Source organism: Nocardiopsis sp. L17-MgMaSL7, from assembly GCF_003182025.1.
GTDB lineage: Bacteria > Actinomycetota > Actinomycetes > Streptosporangiales > Streptosporangiaceae > Nocardiopsis > Nocardiopsis prasina.
The window spans coordinates 115,502-132,436 of record NZ_QGTF01000008.1 but is presented as its reverse complement, the minus strand read 5'-3'; the positions used below and the strand labels follow the sequence as shown (position 1 = coordinate 132,436).

The 16,935-nt window shown below is 68.7% G+C and carries 15 protein-coding genes; 4 read left to right on the top strand and 11 right to left on the bottom strand.

Translation table 11 applies throughout. From position 1 onward, the window contains the following. Window positions 1–228 precede the first annotated feature (228 nt). From BDW27_RS15925 to BDW27_RS15895, 7 genes are all read right to left on the bottom strand, one after another. Complete coding sequence (locus BDW27_RS15925) at window positions 229–2,229, bottom strand: penicillin-binding transpeptidase domain-containing protein (RefSeq protein WP_110049960.1); 2,001 nt, start codon at window positions 2,227–2,229, stop codon at window positions 229–231. Between the two features lie 38 nt (window positions 2,230–2,267). Next, entirely contained in the window at window positions 2,268–2,732 is a 465-nt protein-coding gene (gene smpB, locus BDW27_RS15920; RefSeq protein ID WP_017542494.1) for an SsrA-binding protein SmpB, read from the bottom strand. A gap of 82 nt (window positions 2,733–2,814) precedes the next feature. After that, entirely contained in the window at window positions 2,815–3,726 is a 912-nt protein-coding gene (gene ftsX / locus BDW27_RS15915; protein WP_026128899.1) for a permease-like cell division protein FtsX, read from the bottom strand. An 85-nt stretch (window positions 3,727–3,811) separates the two neighbouring features. Next, window positions 3,812–4,501, bottom strand: a complete 690-nt coding sequence (gene ftsE / locus BDW27_RS15910; protein WP_017542492.1) for a cell division ATP-binding protein FtsE — start codon at window positions 4,499–4,501, stop codon at window positions 3,812–3,814. Window positions 4,502–4,837: 336 nt separating this feature from the next. Then, the gene (gene prfB, locus BDW27_RS15905; RefSeq protein WP_026128898.1) at window positions 4,838–5,956 is read right to left on the bottom strand and encodes a peptide chain release factor 2; all 1,119 of its coding nucleotides are present in this window, start codon (window positions 5,954–5,956) and stop codon (window positions 4,838–4,840) included. A gap of 152 nt (window positions 5,957–6,108) precedes the next feature. Further along, entirely contained in the window at window positions 6,109–10,986 is a 4,878-nt protein-coding gene (locus BDW27_RS15900; protein ID WP_110049958.1) for an NAD-glutamate dehydrogenase, read from the bottom strand. 361 nt (window positions 10,987–11,347) lie between these two features. Further along, window positions 11,348–12,043 (bottom strand): HAD family hydrolase, encoded by a 696-nt coding sequence (locus BDW27_RS15895; protein WP_110049956.1) that lies wholly within the window; start codon window positions 12,041–12,043, stop codon window positions 11,348–11,350. A gap of 180 nt (window positions 12,044–12,223) precedes the next feature. Here BDW27_RS15895 and BDW27_RS15890 point away from each other — a divergent pair, with 180 nt between their 5' ends. Then, entirely contained in the window at window positions 12,224–12,511 is a 288-nt protein-coding gene (locus tag BDW27_RS15890) for a hypothetical protein (protein WP_110049954.1), read from the top strand. A 143-nt stretch (window positions 12,512–12,654) separates the two neighbouring features. Here the strand turns inward: BDW27_RS15890 and BDW27_RS15885 are convergent, their stop codons facing one another. Both BDW27_RS15885 and BDW27_RS15880 read right to left on the bottom strand, forming a co-directional pair. Continuing rightward, the gene (locus tag BDW27_RS15885) at window positions 12,655–12,969 is read right to left on the bottom strand and encodes a DUF397 domain-containing protein (RefSeq protein ID WP_110049952.1); all 315 of its coding nucleotides are present in this window, start codon (window positions 12,967–12,969) and stop codon (window positions 12,655–12,657) included. A 2-nt stretch (window positions 12,970–12,971) separates the two neighbouring features. Continuing rightward, a complete protein-coding gene (locus BDW27_RS15880; RefSeq protein ID WP_110049951.1) occupies window positions 12,972–13,829 on the bottom strand; it encodes a helix-turn-helix transcriptional regulator in 858 nt (285 codons plus the stop codon). Between the two features lie 167 nt (window positions 13,830–13,996). Here BDW27_RS15880 and BDW27_RS15875 point away from each other — a divergent pair, with 167 nt between their 5' ends. The 3 genes from BDW27_RS15875 to BDW27_RS15865 all read left to right on the top strand — a co-directional run bounded on the left by BDW27_RS15875 (window position 13,997) and on the right by BDW27_RS15865 (window position 15,666). Further along, entirely contained in the window at window positions 13,997–14,314 is a 318-nt protein-coding gene (locus BDW27_RS15875; protein ID WP_110049949.1) for a hypothetical protein, read from the top strand. Between the two features lie 117 nt (window positions 14,315–14,431). Further along, window positions 14,432–15,520: a methyltransferase domain-containing protein gene (locus BDW27_RS15870; protein ID WP_110049947.1), complete on the top strand. Its 1,089-nt coding sequence runs from the start codon at window positions 14,432–14,434 to the stop codon at window positions 15,518–15,520. Continuing rightward, the gene (locus BDW27_RS15865; RefSeq protein ID WP_233515777.1) at window positions 15,517–15,666 is read left to right on the top strand and encodes a hypothetical protein; all 150 of its coding nucleotides are present in this window, start codon (window positions 15,517–15,519) and stop codon (window positions 15,664–15,666) included. Before BDW27_RS15870 ends, BDW27_RS15865 begins: the two co-directional genes overlap by 4 nt. Here BDW27_RS15865 and BDW27_RS15860 read toward each other — a convergent pair. After that, window positions 15,639–16,097, bottom strand: a complete 459-nt coding sequence (locus BDW27_RS15860; RefSeq protein ID WP_110049945.1) for a DUF6912 family protein — start codon at window positions 16,095–16,097, stop codon at window positions 15,639–15,641. The genes BDW27_RS15865 and BDW27_RS15860 overlap by 28 nt on opposite strands. Before the next feature lie 55 nt (window positions 16,098–16,152). Beyond that, window positions 16,153–16,809 carry an HAD family phosphatase gene (locus BDW27_RS15855; protein ID WP_110049944.1) on the bottom strand — a complete coding sequence of 219 codons (657 nt, stop codon included), beginning with the start codon at window positions 16,807–16,809 and terminating at the stop codon, window positions 16,153–16,155. Window positions 16,810–16,935: the final 126 nt, after the last annotated feature.

Sequence of the window (16,935 nt, the reverse complement as noted above, 5' to 3'; positions counted from 1 at the left end):
GGAGAAACCCCCGTGAGCCGGACGCAAGAGCGGTCGACGCGCTCACGGGGGCGGTCGGCCTGGGTCGGGGCCGACCTTGAAACGCGACAGGGCCCTCCCCCGAGACGAGGTCCTGTCCTCACGCTGGCCCGCTGCCCGCTGTCGCGGTGCCAGTCACAAGGAAAGACGCCGCCGGGGCACCCGTGGGTTGCTCCGGCGGCGTCCTCATTTCCTGGTCGGCCGCGCTCCTCAGTTTCCGCTGAGGTCGGTCCCGACGCCCTGGCCCTCGACACCCTCACCTTCGATGCCCTGGCCCTCAGCGCCGGGGACGGCGGGCGGGAGGGTCTCCTCGGTGCCCGGGACGCCATCGGTCTCGGGGACGCCGTTGGCGAGCCCGTTGAGGAAGCTGGTCGCGGCGGTGACGGCGTACTGCTGCCACTGGCTCATCTCGGGGTCGACCTCGGCGAGCACCGCGAAGGCGACGTCCCCCTGGTAGCCCACGAACCAGTGCAGCGCGGTGTCGTCCTGTTCGACGCGGGCGGCCTGGCCGTACACCTGCTCCTCCCCGACGTTCACCTCGGGCATGCGGATGGTGACCGCGTCACGCAGCCCCTCCCGCACCACCTCGAGGTGGGCCTCGGAGAGCTCGTTGGCGTTGGCCGGGCTGGGGCCCTCCTCGCGGACGAGGGTGGGTCCGTGCCAGGAGCCGTCCGCGACGGCTCCCGCGGCCAGGGCCATGGAGAGCGGGCTCACCTGGACCCCGTGGTCGCCGATCATGGCGGACGCCAGTTCCGCGTCGCCGTCAGCGATCTCCACGGTGCCCGGGGAGACGGGCAGCGGCAGCTGCCAGTCGGCGCCCAGGCCGAGCTGTCCGGCGGCCTCGGCGAGCGCGTCCGCGCCGACCTCGGGCGCGACGTCGACGAACCCGACGGTGCACATGTAGGTCATGTTCCGGACCAGCGTGGGGTTCTCCGCGAGGAAGCCGTTGCTGGGGTTGGTGAACACCTGGTCACCGACCTCGGACTGGAACCCGCAGGGCATGGCGCTGTCCGCGGTGACCGTACCGGACTCCAGGGCGGCCAGGGCCGACACCATGGTGAAGGTGCCGCCCGGGGCGTAGGAGCCGGTGAAGGCCGCGTCGTCGGCGGCGCTGCCGGAGGCGTTCGCGGCGGCCAGGACCTCGCCGTTGGTGGTGTCGACCGCCACGAGGTACCCGTCGCCGGGCATCGCCTCGGTCGCGTTCTGCGCGGCCTGCTGGGTGGCCAGGTCCAGGGTGGTCTCGATGCCGCCGCTGCGCACGCCCTCCCAGGACTCCAGGACGTCGGTCTGGTCACCGTCCTCGCCCAGGCTGACCACCTGGGTGGTGGCGGTTCCGGCCAGCTCCTGCTGGAAGATGTTCTGGAGGCCGCTCAGGCCCACGGTGTCGCCCGCCTGGTAGGACCCGGCCACACGGGAGGAGACCCGGTGCTCCGAGGTACCCGCGACCTCTCCGAGGACGAAGGGGGCCGCGCGCGGTGACAGGTTGACCTCGACCTCCTGCGTCTCGACGCCGGAGATGCTTCCGGCCTCGCGCAGGAGGTTGCTGTCCGCGTCACGCATGAGCACCAGCGGCTGGAACTGCTCCGGCGGCGCGGAGCGCACACGGTTGAGCAGCGGGTCGGGGTCCTCGTCGAGGAGTTCGGCGAGCTCGGTGACGCCCGCCTCCTTGTCCTCCATGTCGGCGGGCAGCACACCGAAGGCGGTGACGCTGTCGGCGGAGACGAGGGGTTCGCCGGACCGGTCGAGGATCTGGCCGCGGTCCTCGATCTCGTAGCTGACGGCCAGGCGCTCGCCCTCGCTGAGGTCGGGGTGGATGACGCTCGGAGACCAGTCGATGAGCCAGCCGGTGGGACCGTTGGTCAGGGACATCTGCCCGGTGTAGTTCCACACCGGGTCACCGATGCCGAGGTCCGCGGTGACGCCGAACTCGGCGTTCGCGGACTCTCCCTCCGTGGAGATCCGGCCGAGGTCGAACCGGACGGAGGCGAGGTCGAGTTGGTCGTGCACGTCGGTCAGGGCCCGCTCGACCTCCTCCGGGTCACCGGTGGTGTGACGGGCGGCCTCGGCGTGGTTCCCGTCCTGCCAGGCAAGCAGGAAGGACCTGACTGCCACCTCGGGACTGGGGTGGGTCGTGCACGCCGCGAGACTCAGGGCGATGATCAGGCCACTGCTGGCGGCCGCGATCCTGCGGCCGAGGGGACGGGGGGACACCTTGTGTGTTCCTTTCAGGCGCCTCTGTGTGGGACAGCTCAACGCCGACGGCGAAGGGCGCGCTCCATGTCGCGCTTGGCCTCACGCTCGGCGATCGCATGGCGCTTGTCGTACTCACGCTTACCGCGAGCCAGAGCGATCTCCACCTTGGCCCGACCGTCACTGAAGTACAGGGACAGCGGGATCAGCGTGCGCCCGGGTTCCCGGGTCTTGCCGATCAGCCGGGAGATCTGCTCGCGGTGCAGGAGTAGCTTACGTGATCTGCGGGCGGAGTGGTTGGTCCACGTGCCCTGTGAGTACTCGGGGATGTGCACGCCCTCGAGCCACACCTCACCGTCGTGGATGTGCGCGAAGCCGTCCACGAGGGAGGCGCGTCCCTCTCTCAGGGACTTCACCTCGGTGCCGGTCAGGACCAGCCCCGCCTCGTAGGTCTCGTCGAGGTGGTACTCGTGCCGGGCCCGGCGGTTCTGGGCGATCAGTTTCCGCCCGGTTTCCTTGGCCACGGTTGTATCCCTTCATGCGTCCGGGGGGCCACTTCGTGTGGCCCCCCGGTACCCGGCGCCCGCCCGACCGGCGGGTGACCCGTCAGACCTTCAGGTAGCGGCGCAGGGTGAGGAACGAGGTCACGGTGCACAGGAGCACACCGAGGATCATCGAAACACCGATGACGTACAGCAGGGAGCCCGTGCCCAGCGCCACGTCGAACTGGAACCACTCCTCGATCTGGGTGAGCAGCGTGTACCTGGTGGCCACGATGAACCCGGACGCGATGACACCACCGATGAGACCGGCGATGGCGCCCTCCAGGAGGAAGGGCAGCTGGATGTAGAAGTTCGACGCACCGACCAGGCGCATGATGCCGGTCTCCCGGCGACGGCTGTAGGCAGACAACCGGATGGTGTTGCCAATCAGCAGCGCGGCGGCGGCCAGCTGCACACCGGCGACCACCAGAGCGGCCCACTTGAGACCGTCGAGCAGCCCGAAGAACTGTTCGAGGACGCGCTGGTCGTTGGAGACGGAGTCGACCCCCGCCGCCCCGTCGACGGCCGCGCGAACGGTGTCGTAGTTGTCGGGGTTGGTGAGCTGCACCCGGTAGTTCTCCGGGATGTCACCCTCCTGCGCGGCCTCGGCGAGGGCCTCGTTGGAGGAGCCGATGCGCTCCTGGAAGTCGGCCCAGGCCTCGGCGGCGGTGAGGTACCGGAAGTCCTCGACCTCGGGCAGCGAGTTCAGCTGCCCTTCGAGTGCCTCACGGTCCTCCTCGGTCGCCGCGCCGTTCTCCTGGCAGGCCGAGGTCGGCGAGATGTCGTTGCACATGTAGATGGTCAGCGTGATCCGCTGGTCCCAGTAGTTGCGCATCTCGGAAACCTGCTGGTTGACCAGCAGACCGGCACCGAACAAGGCGAGGGAGATGGCCACGGTCGTGATGACCGCGATGGTCATCGTCAGGTTGCGACGTAGGCCGATCCACGTCTCGGAGAGAACGAATTGTGCTCGCATGATCTGTTAAAGGTCCATCCTTCGGGGCTTCGCCGTGCCGGTTGTCTCGCGGTCGCCGACCGCCCGGCGACGAGCGTGCCAGGGGTCAGTACGCCTGGCCGTAGACGCCGCGCGTCTGGTCGCGCACCACCAAGCCCTCTTCAAGCTCGATCACGCGCTTGCGCATCGAGTCGACGATGGCGGCGTCGTGCGTCGCCATGACGACGGTCGTGCCCGTGCGGTTGATTCGGTCCAGCACCTTCATGATGCCGATGGAGGTCGCCGGGTCGATGTTTCCGGTGGGCTCGTCGGCCAGCAGGATCTGCGGGCGGTTGACGAAGGCGCGGGCGATGGCCACGCGCTGCTGCTCACCACCGGAGAGCTCCCCGGGCATGCGCCCGGCCTTGCCCTCCAGACCCACGAGCTCGACGACCTCGGGGACGACCTTCTTGATGAACCGCCGGGGCTTGCCGATGACCTCCAGCGCGAACGCGACGTTCTCGAAGACGTTCTTGTTCGGCAGCAGGCGGAAGTCCTGGAAGACGCAGCCGATGCGGCGGCGCAGGTGCGGGACCTTCCAGTTGGACAGGCGCGCGAGGTCCTTGCCCGCGACGTGTACCCGTCCCTCGTTGGGCTTCTCCTCCTTGAGCACCAGCCTGAGGAAGGTCGACTTGCCAGAGCCGGACGGGCCGACCAGGAAGACGAACTCGCTCTTGTCCACGTCGATGGAAACACCGTCGAGCGCGGGGCGCTTCTGAGTTGGGTACAGCTTGGTGACGTTATCGAAGTGGATCACAGGCGCATCACAAGGCTCTCGAAGGTATGGGCACCCGGCGGACTGAGCTCCGCGCGGGATGGTACCGGCCGCATGGCCACCGACAGTTTAGAGGGGGCAGGGGCCCGGATTGTCCAGGTCCTGTCGCACCCGAGAGATCTGTGGAGATCAGAGCACTATCGGACAACAGCCACGAGCATATCGGAGGTGTCAACCGATGATAACGTTCACATATAGCAGTTTCGGTAAAACTGCGGGGTCGTGCGCGTCACCGTTGGGCTACGAGGCGGGTTCGCCGTCTCTGGTTCGTGCGCGCGACCGGGCGTGTCCCCGCCGCTCGGGCGGGGACGCCACGGGTCAGTTCTGCTCGTTCTTCTCGCGGCTGCGCATCCACCGGATCTCGGCGTCGATGAACGCGTCGATCTCGCCGTCGAGGACACCGGAGGTGTTGCCGGTCTCGGCACCGGTGCGGACGTCCTTCACGCTCTGGTAAGGGTGCAGGACGTAGTTGCGCATCTGGGTGCCCCAGCTGCTCACCGAGTCACCGCGGATCTCGTCCAGCGCGGCCTGCTCCTCCTGGCGCTTGCGGGCCAGGAGCTTGGCCTGGAGCATCGACATCGCGGTCGCCTTGTTCTGCAACTGCGAGCGCTCGTTCTGGCAGGACACCACGATCCCGGTGGGCATGTGGGTGATGCGCACGGCGGAGTCGGTGGTGTTGACGCCCTGGCCGCCGGGGCCGCTGGAGCGGTACACGTCCACCCGCAGCTCCGTCTCGTCGATCTCGATGTGGTCGCTCTGCTCGACCATGGGGACCACGTCCACACCCGCGAACGACGTCTGGCGCCGGTTCTGGTTGTCGAACGGCGAGATGCGCACCAGCCGGTGGGTGCCGTGCTCCCCGCGCAGGGTGCCGTAGGCGAAGGGGGCCTTGACCGCGAACGAGGTGGACTTGATGCCCGCCTCCTCCGCGTAGGAGGTCTCGTAGACCTCCGTGGGATAGCCGTGCCGCTCCGCCCAGCGCAGGTACATGCGCTGGAGCATCTGCGCCCAGTCGGCCGCGTCGACGCCGCCCGCCTGGGAGTTGATGGTGACGATCGCTTCGCTCTCGTCGTGCGGGCCGTTGAGGAGCGTGCGCACCTCCAGCTCACCGATGTCCTTGCGGAGCTGCTCGAGCTCACGGTCGGCCTCGGCCTTGGTGTCGGGGTCGTCCTCGGCCTCGGCGAGCTCGTAGAGCACCCCGAGGTCGTCGAGGCGCTGCCCGATGCCGTTGACCTTGTTGACCATGGACTCCAGGCTGGAGAGCTGCCGCGTCACCTTCTGCGCGTTGCCCTGGTCGGCCCACAGTTCGGGGTCCGCGGACTGCTCACGCAGCTCGGCGATCTGGGTCTGCATGGCCTCCAGGTCCAACACGGCGGTCACACTCGCAAGGGTCGCCGCGAGTTCCTTGATCTTCTCTGCTGGGTCCAGTTCTGCCACGGGACCCAGTGTAGGTCCCAGTGGGAGGGCGGCCCCCATCCGCGCGAGCGGGATCCGGCCGGGGAGGCCACCGTCACCCTCATGAGGCCGCCCCGAGCGGGGGGAGGGGCGCCCGGTGCCCCGGACGCCCCTCCCCCTGTGGAACCAGTCGGCTAGTCGACCAGCGAACGGATCGACCTCAGCGCCACCGAGAGGGTGGCGAGGTCGAAGCGCTCGTTCTCCTGGATCTCCGAGAGCGTGATCCCCGCGCGCTGCACCGAGGACTCGTTCTGCTCGGCCCACTGGCGGATCAGCTCCGAGTTGGAGCCCTCGCCACCGGACTCCAGCACGCGGCTGGTGAGGTCCGCGTGCGCCGAGTACAGGTCGTCGCGCAGCGCCGAACGCGCCATCGTCCCCCAGCGGTCGTCCCTGGGCAGGTCGATGATCCGCTCACGCCACCAGCTGATGTTGAACCGGTCGGCCAGCTCGAAGTACAGGCTGGCGACCCGCCGGACCGGCTGGCCCGTACGCCTGGCGATCTCCACCAGGTCCAGCGTGGAGTAGGCGGGGACCATCACGGCGACGCGCTCGGCGAGGTCCCTGGGCACGCCCAGCGAGGTGTACCGGTCGCGGCGCTCCTCGAAGGCCTCCAGGTCCCGCCCGCGCAACAGCTCCTTGAGCTGCGGCAGCACCTCGCCCACGCCCTCGGCGAAGAAGCCGATCTCGCTGGCGAGGTCGAACGGGAAGGTCCGGTTGCGCAGCAGCCACCGGGCGGACCGCTCGGCCAGCTTGCGGATCTCCAGCAGGAGCACCAGCTGGCTGTCCACCGAGATCTGGTGGTCCAGCTCCTCGATCTCGCCCCAGTACTGGCGCAGCCCCAGGATCTCCTGGGTGACCAGGTAGGCCCGGGTGATGTCGGCGGCGCTGGAGCCCAGCTCCTCGTTGAGGCGGAACGCGAAGGTCGTGCCCGACCGGTTGACCATCTGGTTGGTCACCTGGTTGACGATGATCTCCCGGCGCAGCGGGTGCGACTGCACACCGGCGGCGAAGCGCTCCAGCCGCAGCGGGGTCGGGAAGTAGTTCGTCAGGGTCGACGCCAGGTACGGGTCGTCGGCCAGGTCGGACAGGCCGATCTGCTCCTTGAGGCTGATCTTGGTGTACGAGAGCAGCGTGGCGAACTCGGGGCCGGTCAGCCCCTTGCCCTGGGCGCGCCGCTCGGCGATCGCCTTGTCGGAGGGCAGGTCCTCCTGCTTGCGCTTGAGGACCTTGGTGCGCTCCAGGTGGCGCATGTAGCGGCCGTGGACGTGCAGCATCTCGTGGGTCTGCTTACGCGCGGCGGCCAGCACGGCGTTCTGGGAGTAGTTGTTGTCCAGGACCAGCGACGCGACCTCGTCGGTCATGTCGATGAACAGCTGGTCGCGGTCGGCCTTGGCCATCTCGCCGGAGCGCACCTCGCGGTCCAGCATGATCTTGATGTTGACCTCGTGGTCGGAGGTGTCCACACCGGCGGAGTTGTCGATGAAGTCACTGTTGACCCGGCCGCCGTCGCGGGCGAACTCGATGCGGGCGGGCTGGGTCAGGCCCAGGTTGCCGCCCTCGCCGACCACCTTCACGCGCAGCTCGGTGGCGTCCACCCGCACCTGGTCGTTGGCCTTGTCGCCGACGTCCGCGTGGGTCTGGCCGCTGGCCTTGACGTAGGTGCCGATGCCGCCGTTCCAGAGCAGGTCCACCGGCGACGTGAGCACGCACCGGATGAGCTCGTCCGGGGTGAGCGCCGTGACGTCCTCGTCGATGCCGAGGACCTCGCGCACCTGCGGGGTAATCGGGACGGACTTGGCGGTGCGCGGGTGCACGCCGCCGCCCTCGGAGATCAGCGACGTGTCGTAGCTCTCCCAGGTGCTGCGCGGCAGGCGGAACACGCGCTCGCGCTCGGCCCAGGAGGTGGCCGGGTCCGGGTCGGGGTCGAGGAAGACGTGCCGGTGGTCGAAGGCGGCCACCAGCTTGATCTTGCGGGACAGCAGCATCCCGTTGCCGAACACGTCACCGGACATGTCGCCGATCCCGACGACGCTGAAGGGCTCCTCCTGGACGTTGACGCCCATCTCACGGAAGTTGTACTTCACCGACTCCCACGCGCCCCGGGCGGTGATGCCCATGGCCTTGTGGTCGTAGCCCACGGAGCCGCCGCTGGCGAAGGCGTCGCCCAGCCAGAAGCCGCGCTCGAGGGAGATCGCGTTGGCGGTGTCGGAGAAGGTCGCGGTGCCCTTGTCGGCCGCGACCACCAGGTAGGAGTCGTCGCCGTCGTGCAGGACGGTGCGCTCGGGGTGCACGACCTGGCCGTCGACGAGGTTGTCGGTGACGTCCAGCAGGCCGCTGATGAACTGCTTGTAGCAGGACACGACCTCGGCCATGACCTCCTCACGGCCACCGCCGGAGGGCAGGCGCTTGCAGACGAACCCGCCCTTGGCGCCGCTCGGCACGATGACGGAGTTCTTCACCATCTGCGCCTTGACCAGGCCGAGGATCTCCGTCCGGAAGTCCTCGAACCGGTCCGACCAGCGCAGACCGCCACGGGCGACCGAGCCGAAGCGCAGGTGGACGCCCTCGACGCGCGGCGAGTACACGTACATCTCGAACCGGGGCCGCGGGTGGGGCAGGTCCGGGATCTCCTGCGGGTTGAGCTTGAGCACCAGGTAGGGGCGCCCCTCGGAGCCGCCCTGGTAGTGGTTGGTGCGCAGGGTGGCCTGGATGACCGCCAGGAACGAACGCAGGATGCGGTCGTGGTCCAGGCTGGCCACTCCGTCCAGCTCGCCCTCGATCTTGCCGACGATCACGTTGCCGCGCTCGGTGCGGCCCTCGTCGGACTGGTCGGGGTCGAAGCGGGCCTCGAAGAGCTCCACCAGCAGGTTGGCGATCCCGACGTTGGCGACGAGGACGTCGGCCAGGTAGTCGGGGGTGAAGGTCGATCCGGTCTGGCGCAGGTACTTGGCGTAGGCGCGCAGCACGGTGAGCTGGCGCCAGTCGAGTCCGGCGCGCACGACCAGGGCGTTGAACCGGTCGGACTCGCCGAGGTCGCGCCAGGAGGCGTCGAAGGCGTCCTCGAAGAGGCTCTTCAGACGGCTCGGGGAGAGGTCGGAGGCCTCCAGCGGGCCCAGGCCGAAGTCGTAGATCCAGACCCGCCCCACCCCGTCGACGGTGATGTCGTAGGGCAGCTCGTCGACGACCTCCACACCCAGGTGCTCCAGGACCGGCAGGACCTGGGACAGCGAGATGGGCTCGCCGATCCGGGCCAGGCGGAAGCGCCAGCTTCCGGGGGCGCCCTCGGGCTGGTGGAGGCTGGCCGAGAACTCGCCCTGGCGGTTCTCGGAGTCGGTGCGCTGGAGCAGCTCCTCGATCCGGGAGATGTCCTTGGCGGCCACCGTGGGGTCGTTGTCGATCTTGTAGGCCTCGGTGAGACCGGGGCCGTAGCGCTCCTTGAGAGTGGTGGCGCGCGTGGGGCCGAACTCGTCGACGAGGGCGTCGTCGAAGTCGGCGTCCCAGGAGCGGGCCGCCTGACGGACCTTCTCCTCCAGCTCGACCTGGTCGATGTCGGCGAGGGTCTGTCCGCTCTGGGCCCTGGCCACCAGGTAGAGGCGGGCCAGCGGGGCCGCGCCGATCATCACGTTGTGGTCCATGGTGGCGCCGTGGAAGGCGTCGGCCAGGACGTCCTGGATGTCGAGGCGCACCTGGGTGCTGTACTCGTCGCGCGGCATGTACACGAAGCAGGACATGTAGCGGCCGCCGTAGGGGTCGCGGCGCATGAACAGCTTGGTGCCCCGGCGGTCGCGCAGGCGCAGCACACCGCGGACGATGCTGTAGAGCTCGCCCACGGGGATCTGGAGGAGTTCCTCGCGCGGGAAGGTCTCCAGGAGTTCGATCAGGTCCTTGCCGTCGTAGCTGTCGGCCTCGAACCCGGCCAGGGCCAGGACCTCGGCCTGCTTGCGGCGCAGGATGGGGATCTGGGCGATGCTGCTGGTGTTGGCCTGGGACGAGAACAGGCCGAGGAAGCGGCGCTCGCCGACGATGTTGCCCTGGGCGTCGAACTTCTTGACGCTGATGTAGTCCAGGTACTTGGGCCGGTAGACCGTGGCGCGCGAGTTGGCCTTGGTGAGCACCAGCAGGTAGGGCTCGCGGGCCTTGCCCCGGATCTCGGGGGGCAGCGCGGAGAACCGGGTGGACGCGGACGGGTCCATGCGCAGGATGCCCAGGCCGGTGCCGGGCTCGGGGCGCAGGGAGTCGTCGCCGTTGTCGTCGGTGACCAGGGCGTACTCGCGGTAGCCCATGAAGGTGAAGTGGCGCGAGGCGATCCAGCGCAGGAAGTCGACGCTCTCGCCGATCTCGCGGGGGTCGACGCCGCCGGCGACCAGACGGTCCGGGTAGGCGGAGAGCTCGTCGGCGATCCGGATGACCCGGTCGCTCATCTTGGCGGAGTCCTCGTCGGCGTAGCGGACGTCGCTGAGGACGCGCTCCAGCCGGGTGCTGATCTCCTTGACCCGTTCGGGGTCGCTCTGCCGGTCGATCTCGATGTGCATCCACGACTCGTCGATGGGCAGCAGGCCGTCGCCGCCGATCTCCGGGTCGACCTGGACCAGCTTGCCGGGCAGGTCGCGTCCGACGGTCATCTGCGGGTGGATGATCAGCCGCACCCCGGCACCCAGGTCGCTGAGGGCCATGGTCACGGAGGAGACCAGGAACGGGGCGTTGTCCGTGACGATCTCGACGATGCTGGTCTGCTGCTCCCAGCCGTCGTGTTCGAGGGTCGGCGTGTAGACGCGGACCTTCGCGCGTCCCGGTGCACGTTCGGCGCCGAAGGAGCGGTGGGCCTCGGCGGTCCCGCAGATCTGCTCGGGGCTGCGCCCGCTGATCTCCTCGGGGTCCGTGTGCCGGTAGTAGAGGGGAAGGAAGGCGCGGACCGCGTCGGCGGCCTCGGGGCTCAGTCGGTCCCCCGGACTCCATCGGGAGGCCGCGTCATTGAGCAGCTTCTGAAGGATGACGTCGGATTGCCCGGACATAGGGATCTCTCACTCCTTTGTGAGCAACGTCGCACGAGCACAGTCGAGGACACCCGGTCATGTGACGTGTGTGGCTCGTCAAGCGACCTGTGAACTTCTGTGGCTGACTTGTGAAGTCTCGTGAGGTCCTTGGGCCGCAAGGATCCCACGAGGGCGTCGGCTGGGTTGGTACCTGTGCGCACAGGTTGCGTCAAACGAGGTCGGGACGTCGTTGTCCCGGCCTCTGCCCCCACAGAGTGGGGACGGACCCCAGGCTACTGCTTTTCGCGCACGAGAACAGGACCAACACCGTTACAGCACGATTACGCACTGTAAGACCTGGATTGCGGCGGACACCGGAGCACCCGTGTGCCCGGTGCGGTCACCGCGTCGTGGCCTGGTGCACGGCGCTCATCACGGCCCTGGGGTCGCTCAGGTCCGGCAGCACGATCTGCGCCCCGGCCTCCCGCAGCTGCCCCTCGGTCGTGGACCCGTTGAGCACCGCGATCGGGATCGCGCCGCCGATCAGCGCCGCGCGCACGTCCGGGGCGGAGCCGGTGACGAACACCGTCTCCTCCTCCGAGAAGGCGCGGCCGCCCTCACCGGCGGCGTGCAGCCTGATGGACTGGATGAGGCTGGACTTGGGGTAGTTGACCGAGCCGAACCCGCCCACAGCGAGGTTGAGGTGGGTGTCCAGGCCGAAGGCCACCAGCTTGGCGGTGGCGTTGGTCCGGGTGCTTCCGCTGACCACGGTCTGGAGGGTGTCCGGCAGCGCGGCCACGGCGGCCAGGGAGGCGGCCGCACCCGGCATGACGCGCCCCTTGGCCAGGAGCTGTTCGTGGCGGGCCCCGAAGGAGGCCTCCAGGGCGGCGAGGAAGTCGCCCAGGACCTCGGAGTCGGGTTCGAGCTCGACGTAGTTGCGGGCGCAGAACTCGAAGAACATCTCGGAGTCCGTGCGACCCGCCGCCGAGGTCAGGTAGACCAGCGGTTCGCCCGTGACCTTCTCGAAGGCCTCGGCGTAGGCGGCCCGCATGACCTGCCCCACGTCGAGGAGGGTGAGGTCGATGTTCCATAGCACCAGGCGGCTGATGGCTGACTCCTCGGCGATCGGGGTTCGGGGACGCCACCATTGTGCCGGATGGGCGATTCAGGGAGGAAACGGAGTCCGAACCCGGCCGGAGGCCGGTTGGGGCCACTCCCCGCTCAGGGCCCTTACCGAGGCGTACCGTGATGGTCCCCCGCGCCCCCTGGAGGCCCCGTGGACGGCAGAGGCGTGCTCGCCCTGACGGCGGCCCTGATCGGCGGGATGTTCCTGGTGCTCTACGTCGGAGCGGGACTCCTGCGGCGGGTGGTGGACGGCGACGGTTCCGCGCTCGGGCCCCTGGTGCTCCTCGTCTCGGGGGCGGTGCTGGCGTTCGCCGCCCTCAACGCCTGGCTGGACTGGGACACCAACGGCGGGAGCGGTGGTAGCAGCGGAGGTGGCGGCGGGGGCGGCACAGGCAGCAGCGGCGACGGCGGTGACGGAGGAGGCGACGGCGGCGGCTGAGCTCCCGCAGCGGAGCGGCGCCCAACGTCCGTGATCCGGTAGGACTCCGGGGCCAGGGGTCCCGTCCCCGGGCCAGGATTGAAACTCAAGGCACAGCGAGGCGCCCCAGCCCGTGGCAGGGCCGGGACACCCGTTGGGGAACCTCAGACGTGCGAGGGACGGACAGCGACCAACTGAGCGAAGGCGGCCCACTCAGAGGCCCCCACCGGCAGGAAACCGTGGTCGGGGTTCTTGGAGTCGCGGATGGCAGCACCGGTGGGCAGCTCCGCGACCTCGACGCAGTTTTCCTGGGCGGAGGAGTGGGAGGACTTACGGAAGGCCGGAGCGACCTGGGCCACCTCGACGCAGTTCTCCCCGCCGGATGAGTAGGAGGACTTACGGAAGGTGAGGATGGGCGCGACCTCCACGCAGTTCTCTTGGTGCCCGGAGTAAGTGGACTTACGGAACTCCAGCAGCATGATCAGGCTCGCTTGTCATGGTCGGCGGCGATGGATTCGATAAGGTCGAGGGACTTCTTGGGATCCAAGGCCAGGTTGTGGACGCCTTCGAAGATCAGCGTATGCCTATCCATGTAGGCTTCGTCCTCCACGTAGAGGGATTCCGCTCCAGTAGAGATGCTGACGATCCCCGGTTCCGGGCTGGGGAAGTCAAGCAGCGCGAAGGCCCCTTCCACTGCAGGATGAGCTCCCGACTCAAATGGCAACACCAACACGGTGACCTTGTAGTGCGCGGCCATCCCTGCCAGGAATCGAAGCTGTTCCGACATCACCTTCGGTGAGCCAACCACCCTGCGTAGAGCAGCTTCGTCGATGACGGCGACGAACCGTGGTCCGTTGGGGGCATCAAGGACGCTTCGGCGGGCCATTCGTGACTCCACCTTGCGCTGCGTATTCTCGGGCGGAACGATCTGGCTTGACTCGAAGATCGCCGCAGCATAGTCGGGTGTCTGGAGAAGTCCAGGGATCAGCAAGGCCTCATAAGAGCGGATTCGGACCGCCTCTGCCTCCAGGTCGGGCAAGGATCCTGGGAAAAGGTCGGCGTACTTGTGCCAATCGCTGCGTCCGCGAGCCTCCTCGGTCAGACTGAGAAGGTGCGCCCGTTCCTCCCCCTTCACCCCGTAGAGCGTGAGGATCGCGTCCACGTCCTTCACGGCTGGACGCCGCCACTCGTTGCGCTCCGCACGAGTGACCTTGGTGGGGGACCAGCCAAGTTCCTTGGCCACCTCAGGCGAGGAGAGCCCGACTTCAGCCCGCAACCTCCGCAGAGCAGCGGACAGTCTGCGGCGCCGCACACCAGGAGCATGGCCTGTTCCTGTCACGAATCCTCCTTCTTGGGGGTGTCTCGATCGTAGTCCTCACCCCCAGCCCAAGAATAACTTGAACAAAATCAAGAAGATTACTTGAACTTGACTTTGCACAAGTTGATACTGGAGCCAGCGGGACACCTATACCGGGTGTCGCCTCCTCTACGTAGGGAGCTGACTCCATGGCGTCAACCTTTGTGCCTGATGTCGAGCTGTACACCGAGGTCATCCAGATCATCCGGGGCGGTGAGCCCGACGAGGACGGGATCCCGCTGGCGGGGCGGATCTCGCCGCTGGCCCCGAGCTACAACACCCAAACCTGTGCCTGCTCCTGCGTCGCGATCGGGCACAGCTTCTGGGAACGGCTCGACCGGTTGAACCCCTACCGGAAGGACAGCGACATCTGGATGCGCGTCCTCCTGGAGGGCGACGACGAGGGCGGGCTTCCCGAAGGGGCGAGTGTCATCGAGACGAGGCGGGTGAGCTACCTCGTCCGCTAGAGCCCCCTCCGTGCCGTTGGGCGGCGCCGCATTCGTCACGCGGCGCCGCCCATCCGCACGGCCGGACATCATCCACGGCCATCCACGGCAAAAGTGCCTCAAGGAAAGCGGTACGGCGTGAACCTGGACAACCTTCACGCGCGGCTGGTCGACCGGTTGGACACCACCAACACGATCCGTGCCGCCTTCACCGACCACCCCCGACACCGGTTCATCCCGGACCTGGTCTGGCCCAGCGCTCGGGGCCTACCGCTCTACCGAACCGCCAACCTCGCGCGGTGGGCGGCGTACGTCTACGACGATGACGCCGTGGTCATCCAGGCCAATGACGGGGGCAGTGGCTCGTCCAATATCGCCACTTCCTCCTCCTTGGCACCGCAGCTCATGGCGGACATGATCGCGGCGGCCAGGGTGGAACCCGGAATGCGGGTGCTGGAGATCGGTACCGGGACCGGCTGGAACGCCGCGATCCTCGCCTCCCTGGTCGGACCCACCGGGCACGTGACCTCGTTGGAGATCGACCCCGACGTCGCCGCACACGCCCGGTCGCGGCTCTCGGGAACCGGAGTGCGGGTCATCACGGGAACCACCGCCCCCGATGCGGACGCCTACGACTCGGTCATCGCCACCTGCGCGGTCAGGCACGTACCCGAGTCGTGGACCGCGTCCCTCACCTCTCCGGGCGTGGCCGTCCTCCCCTGGGCGCCCTACGACTACGACGGCCCCACCCCGGTTGTCGCCCTGTCCCACACCCTCCAGGGCGACTTCCTGTGCGATGCCTCGATCATGCGCGACCGCACTCAGAGGCTCCCCCGAGACACCTTCGCGGGGACCGCCCAGGAGATGGAACAGGTGAGCGGCTTCCCTGTCGGCTCCCGAGAGCTGGTCGACCGTAGCCTGCTCACCCGCCTGACCCTGGCCACCCCAGGTCTGCGTATCGAGGAGGGAAGACGCCCCTGGGACGGTGACTCCGCCCCGGTCATCGCGCTGAGCACGGCTGATTCCTGGGTGCACCTGTGGCCGGACGGCACCACCACGGGGGCCGGTCCCCGCGACCTCGGCAAGGAACTGGGAGAGGCCTACGTCGAACTCGACGCGGCGGGCTGGCCCGAGCTGACGGAGTTCACCCTGGAGGTCTCCCCCGACCGCAGAACACACACGATCCGAGCAGGTGCCCTCGGCCCCTGGGAACACAGCCTCCGGTGAGCGCTCCCGGGGACGCCAAGGGCCGGGCCGCCGCCCGCCTGTACGAACGCCTGGGCTGGGAGCGTCTGGGCGCGATCACGCACGCCTTCGACGGCTCCCCCGGGGTGCCCGCGTACTGCTACTCCTGGGACTCCTCGACCAGGTAGCGGATCTCCTGGACCGCGAACCACATGAGCTCGTGGTCCTCGGCGGCTTCGGAGGCCGGGTCGGCCGCGGCCTCGGCGATGTCGGCGGCCGCGTCGGTGTCGTCCAGGTGCGCGGACCGGAGCTTCTTGTAGGGCACACCGCCCCGGACGGTGACGCGGGCGACCCCTTCGGCGTGGCGTCCACCCCGCTCCACGGCGGCGTCGGGCATCTCGGCGGCGAGGACCACGCGGCGGCGGGGCGCCCCGGGGTCCTCGGACAGCATGCGCAGGGAGGCCTCGGCCGCCGCGTACATGGCGTCGTACTCGGCCTCCTCGGGGTCCCCGTCGGGCCCGGCGTCGGCGGTGAAGGCCGGGAGGGCCTCCCCCTCCAGTCGACCCCGGTCGAGCAGGGCCGCGAGCGCGGGGACGGTACTGGGCAGGAAGACGTACATGGGCTCTCCAGGGCGGGATCGGATCCCTACGAGTTTCCCAAAGAACCCGACCTGGTCAGACCGGCTGGCGTTCGTGGTCGTCCTCGGGGGCCAGGAAGCGGGACAGCGCCTGGCGGGTGCTCTCCACGTCCGTGTGCAGGATCCCGGTCATCCCCAGGGACTCGGCGGTCTCGATGTTGTGCGCCAGGTCGTCGATGAACACGCAGTCCTCGGGCCCCAGGCCCAGCTGCTCACAGGTGAGCAGGTAGATGCGCTCCTCCGGCTTGCGCATGCCCACCTCTCCGGAGATCACCACGGTGTCGAAGGTGGCCGCGAAGTGGTCGCGCGGGTAGCCGTTGCCCCAGGAGTTGGACAACAGGGCGGTTCCGTGCCCGCTCCCCCTGGCCGTACGCAGGGTGTCGTACATGGCGTCGACCGGGTCGAAGTGGGAGAACATGCGCTCGATGAGGCCCTGTGCCCGCACCGGGCCGCCGTGGGTGGAGCGCAGCAGGGCGGCGAGGTCGCGCTCGAACAGGTGGGTCTCGATCTCGCCGCGTTCCAGGGCGTGCACGGGGTTGTCCGGCACGCTGTTGTCGAAGTACGGACGCATGACCTCGTGGTAGTGGTCGATGTCGATCCGGTCGGACCTGAGCCAGGCCCGGATTCCCTCGGGCAGGGGTGGGGTGAGCACACCGCCCCAGTCGGAGATGACCCCTCGTCGGGTGCCGCTCATCCGGTCGCCTCCTTCGGTGATCGCCTCGGGGACAACCCGCCCGGCCCTGTGTGGATCCGACAGGCCGGGCGGGGAACGGTTCTTCCCGTTCCCCGCTCGGTTCAACCGTGCGACCACCAGGTGGCG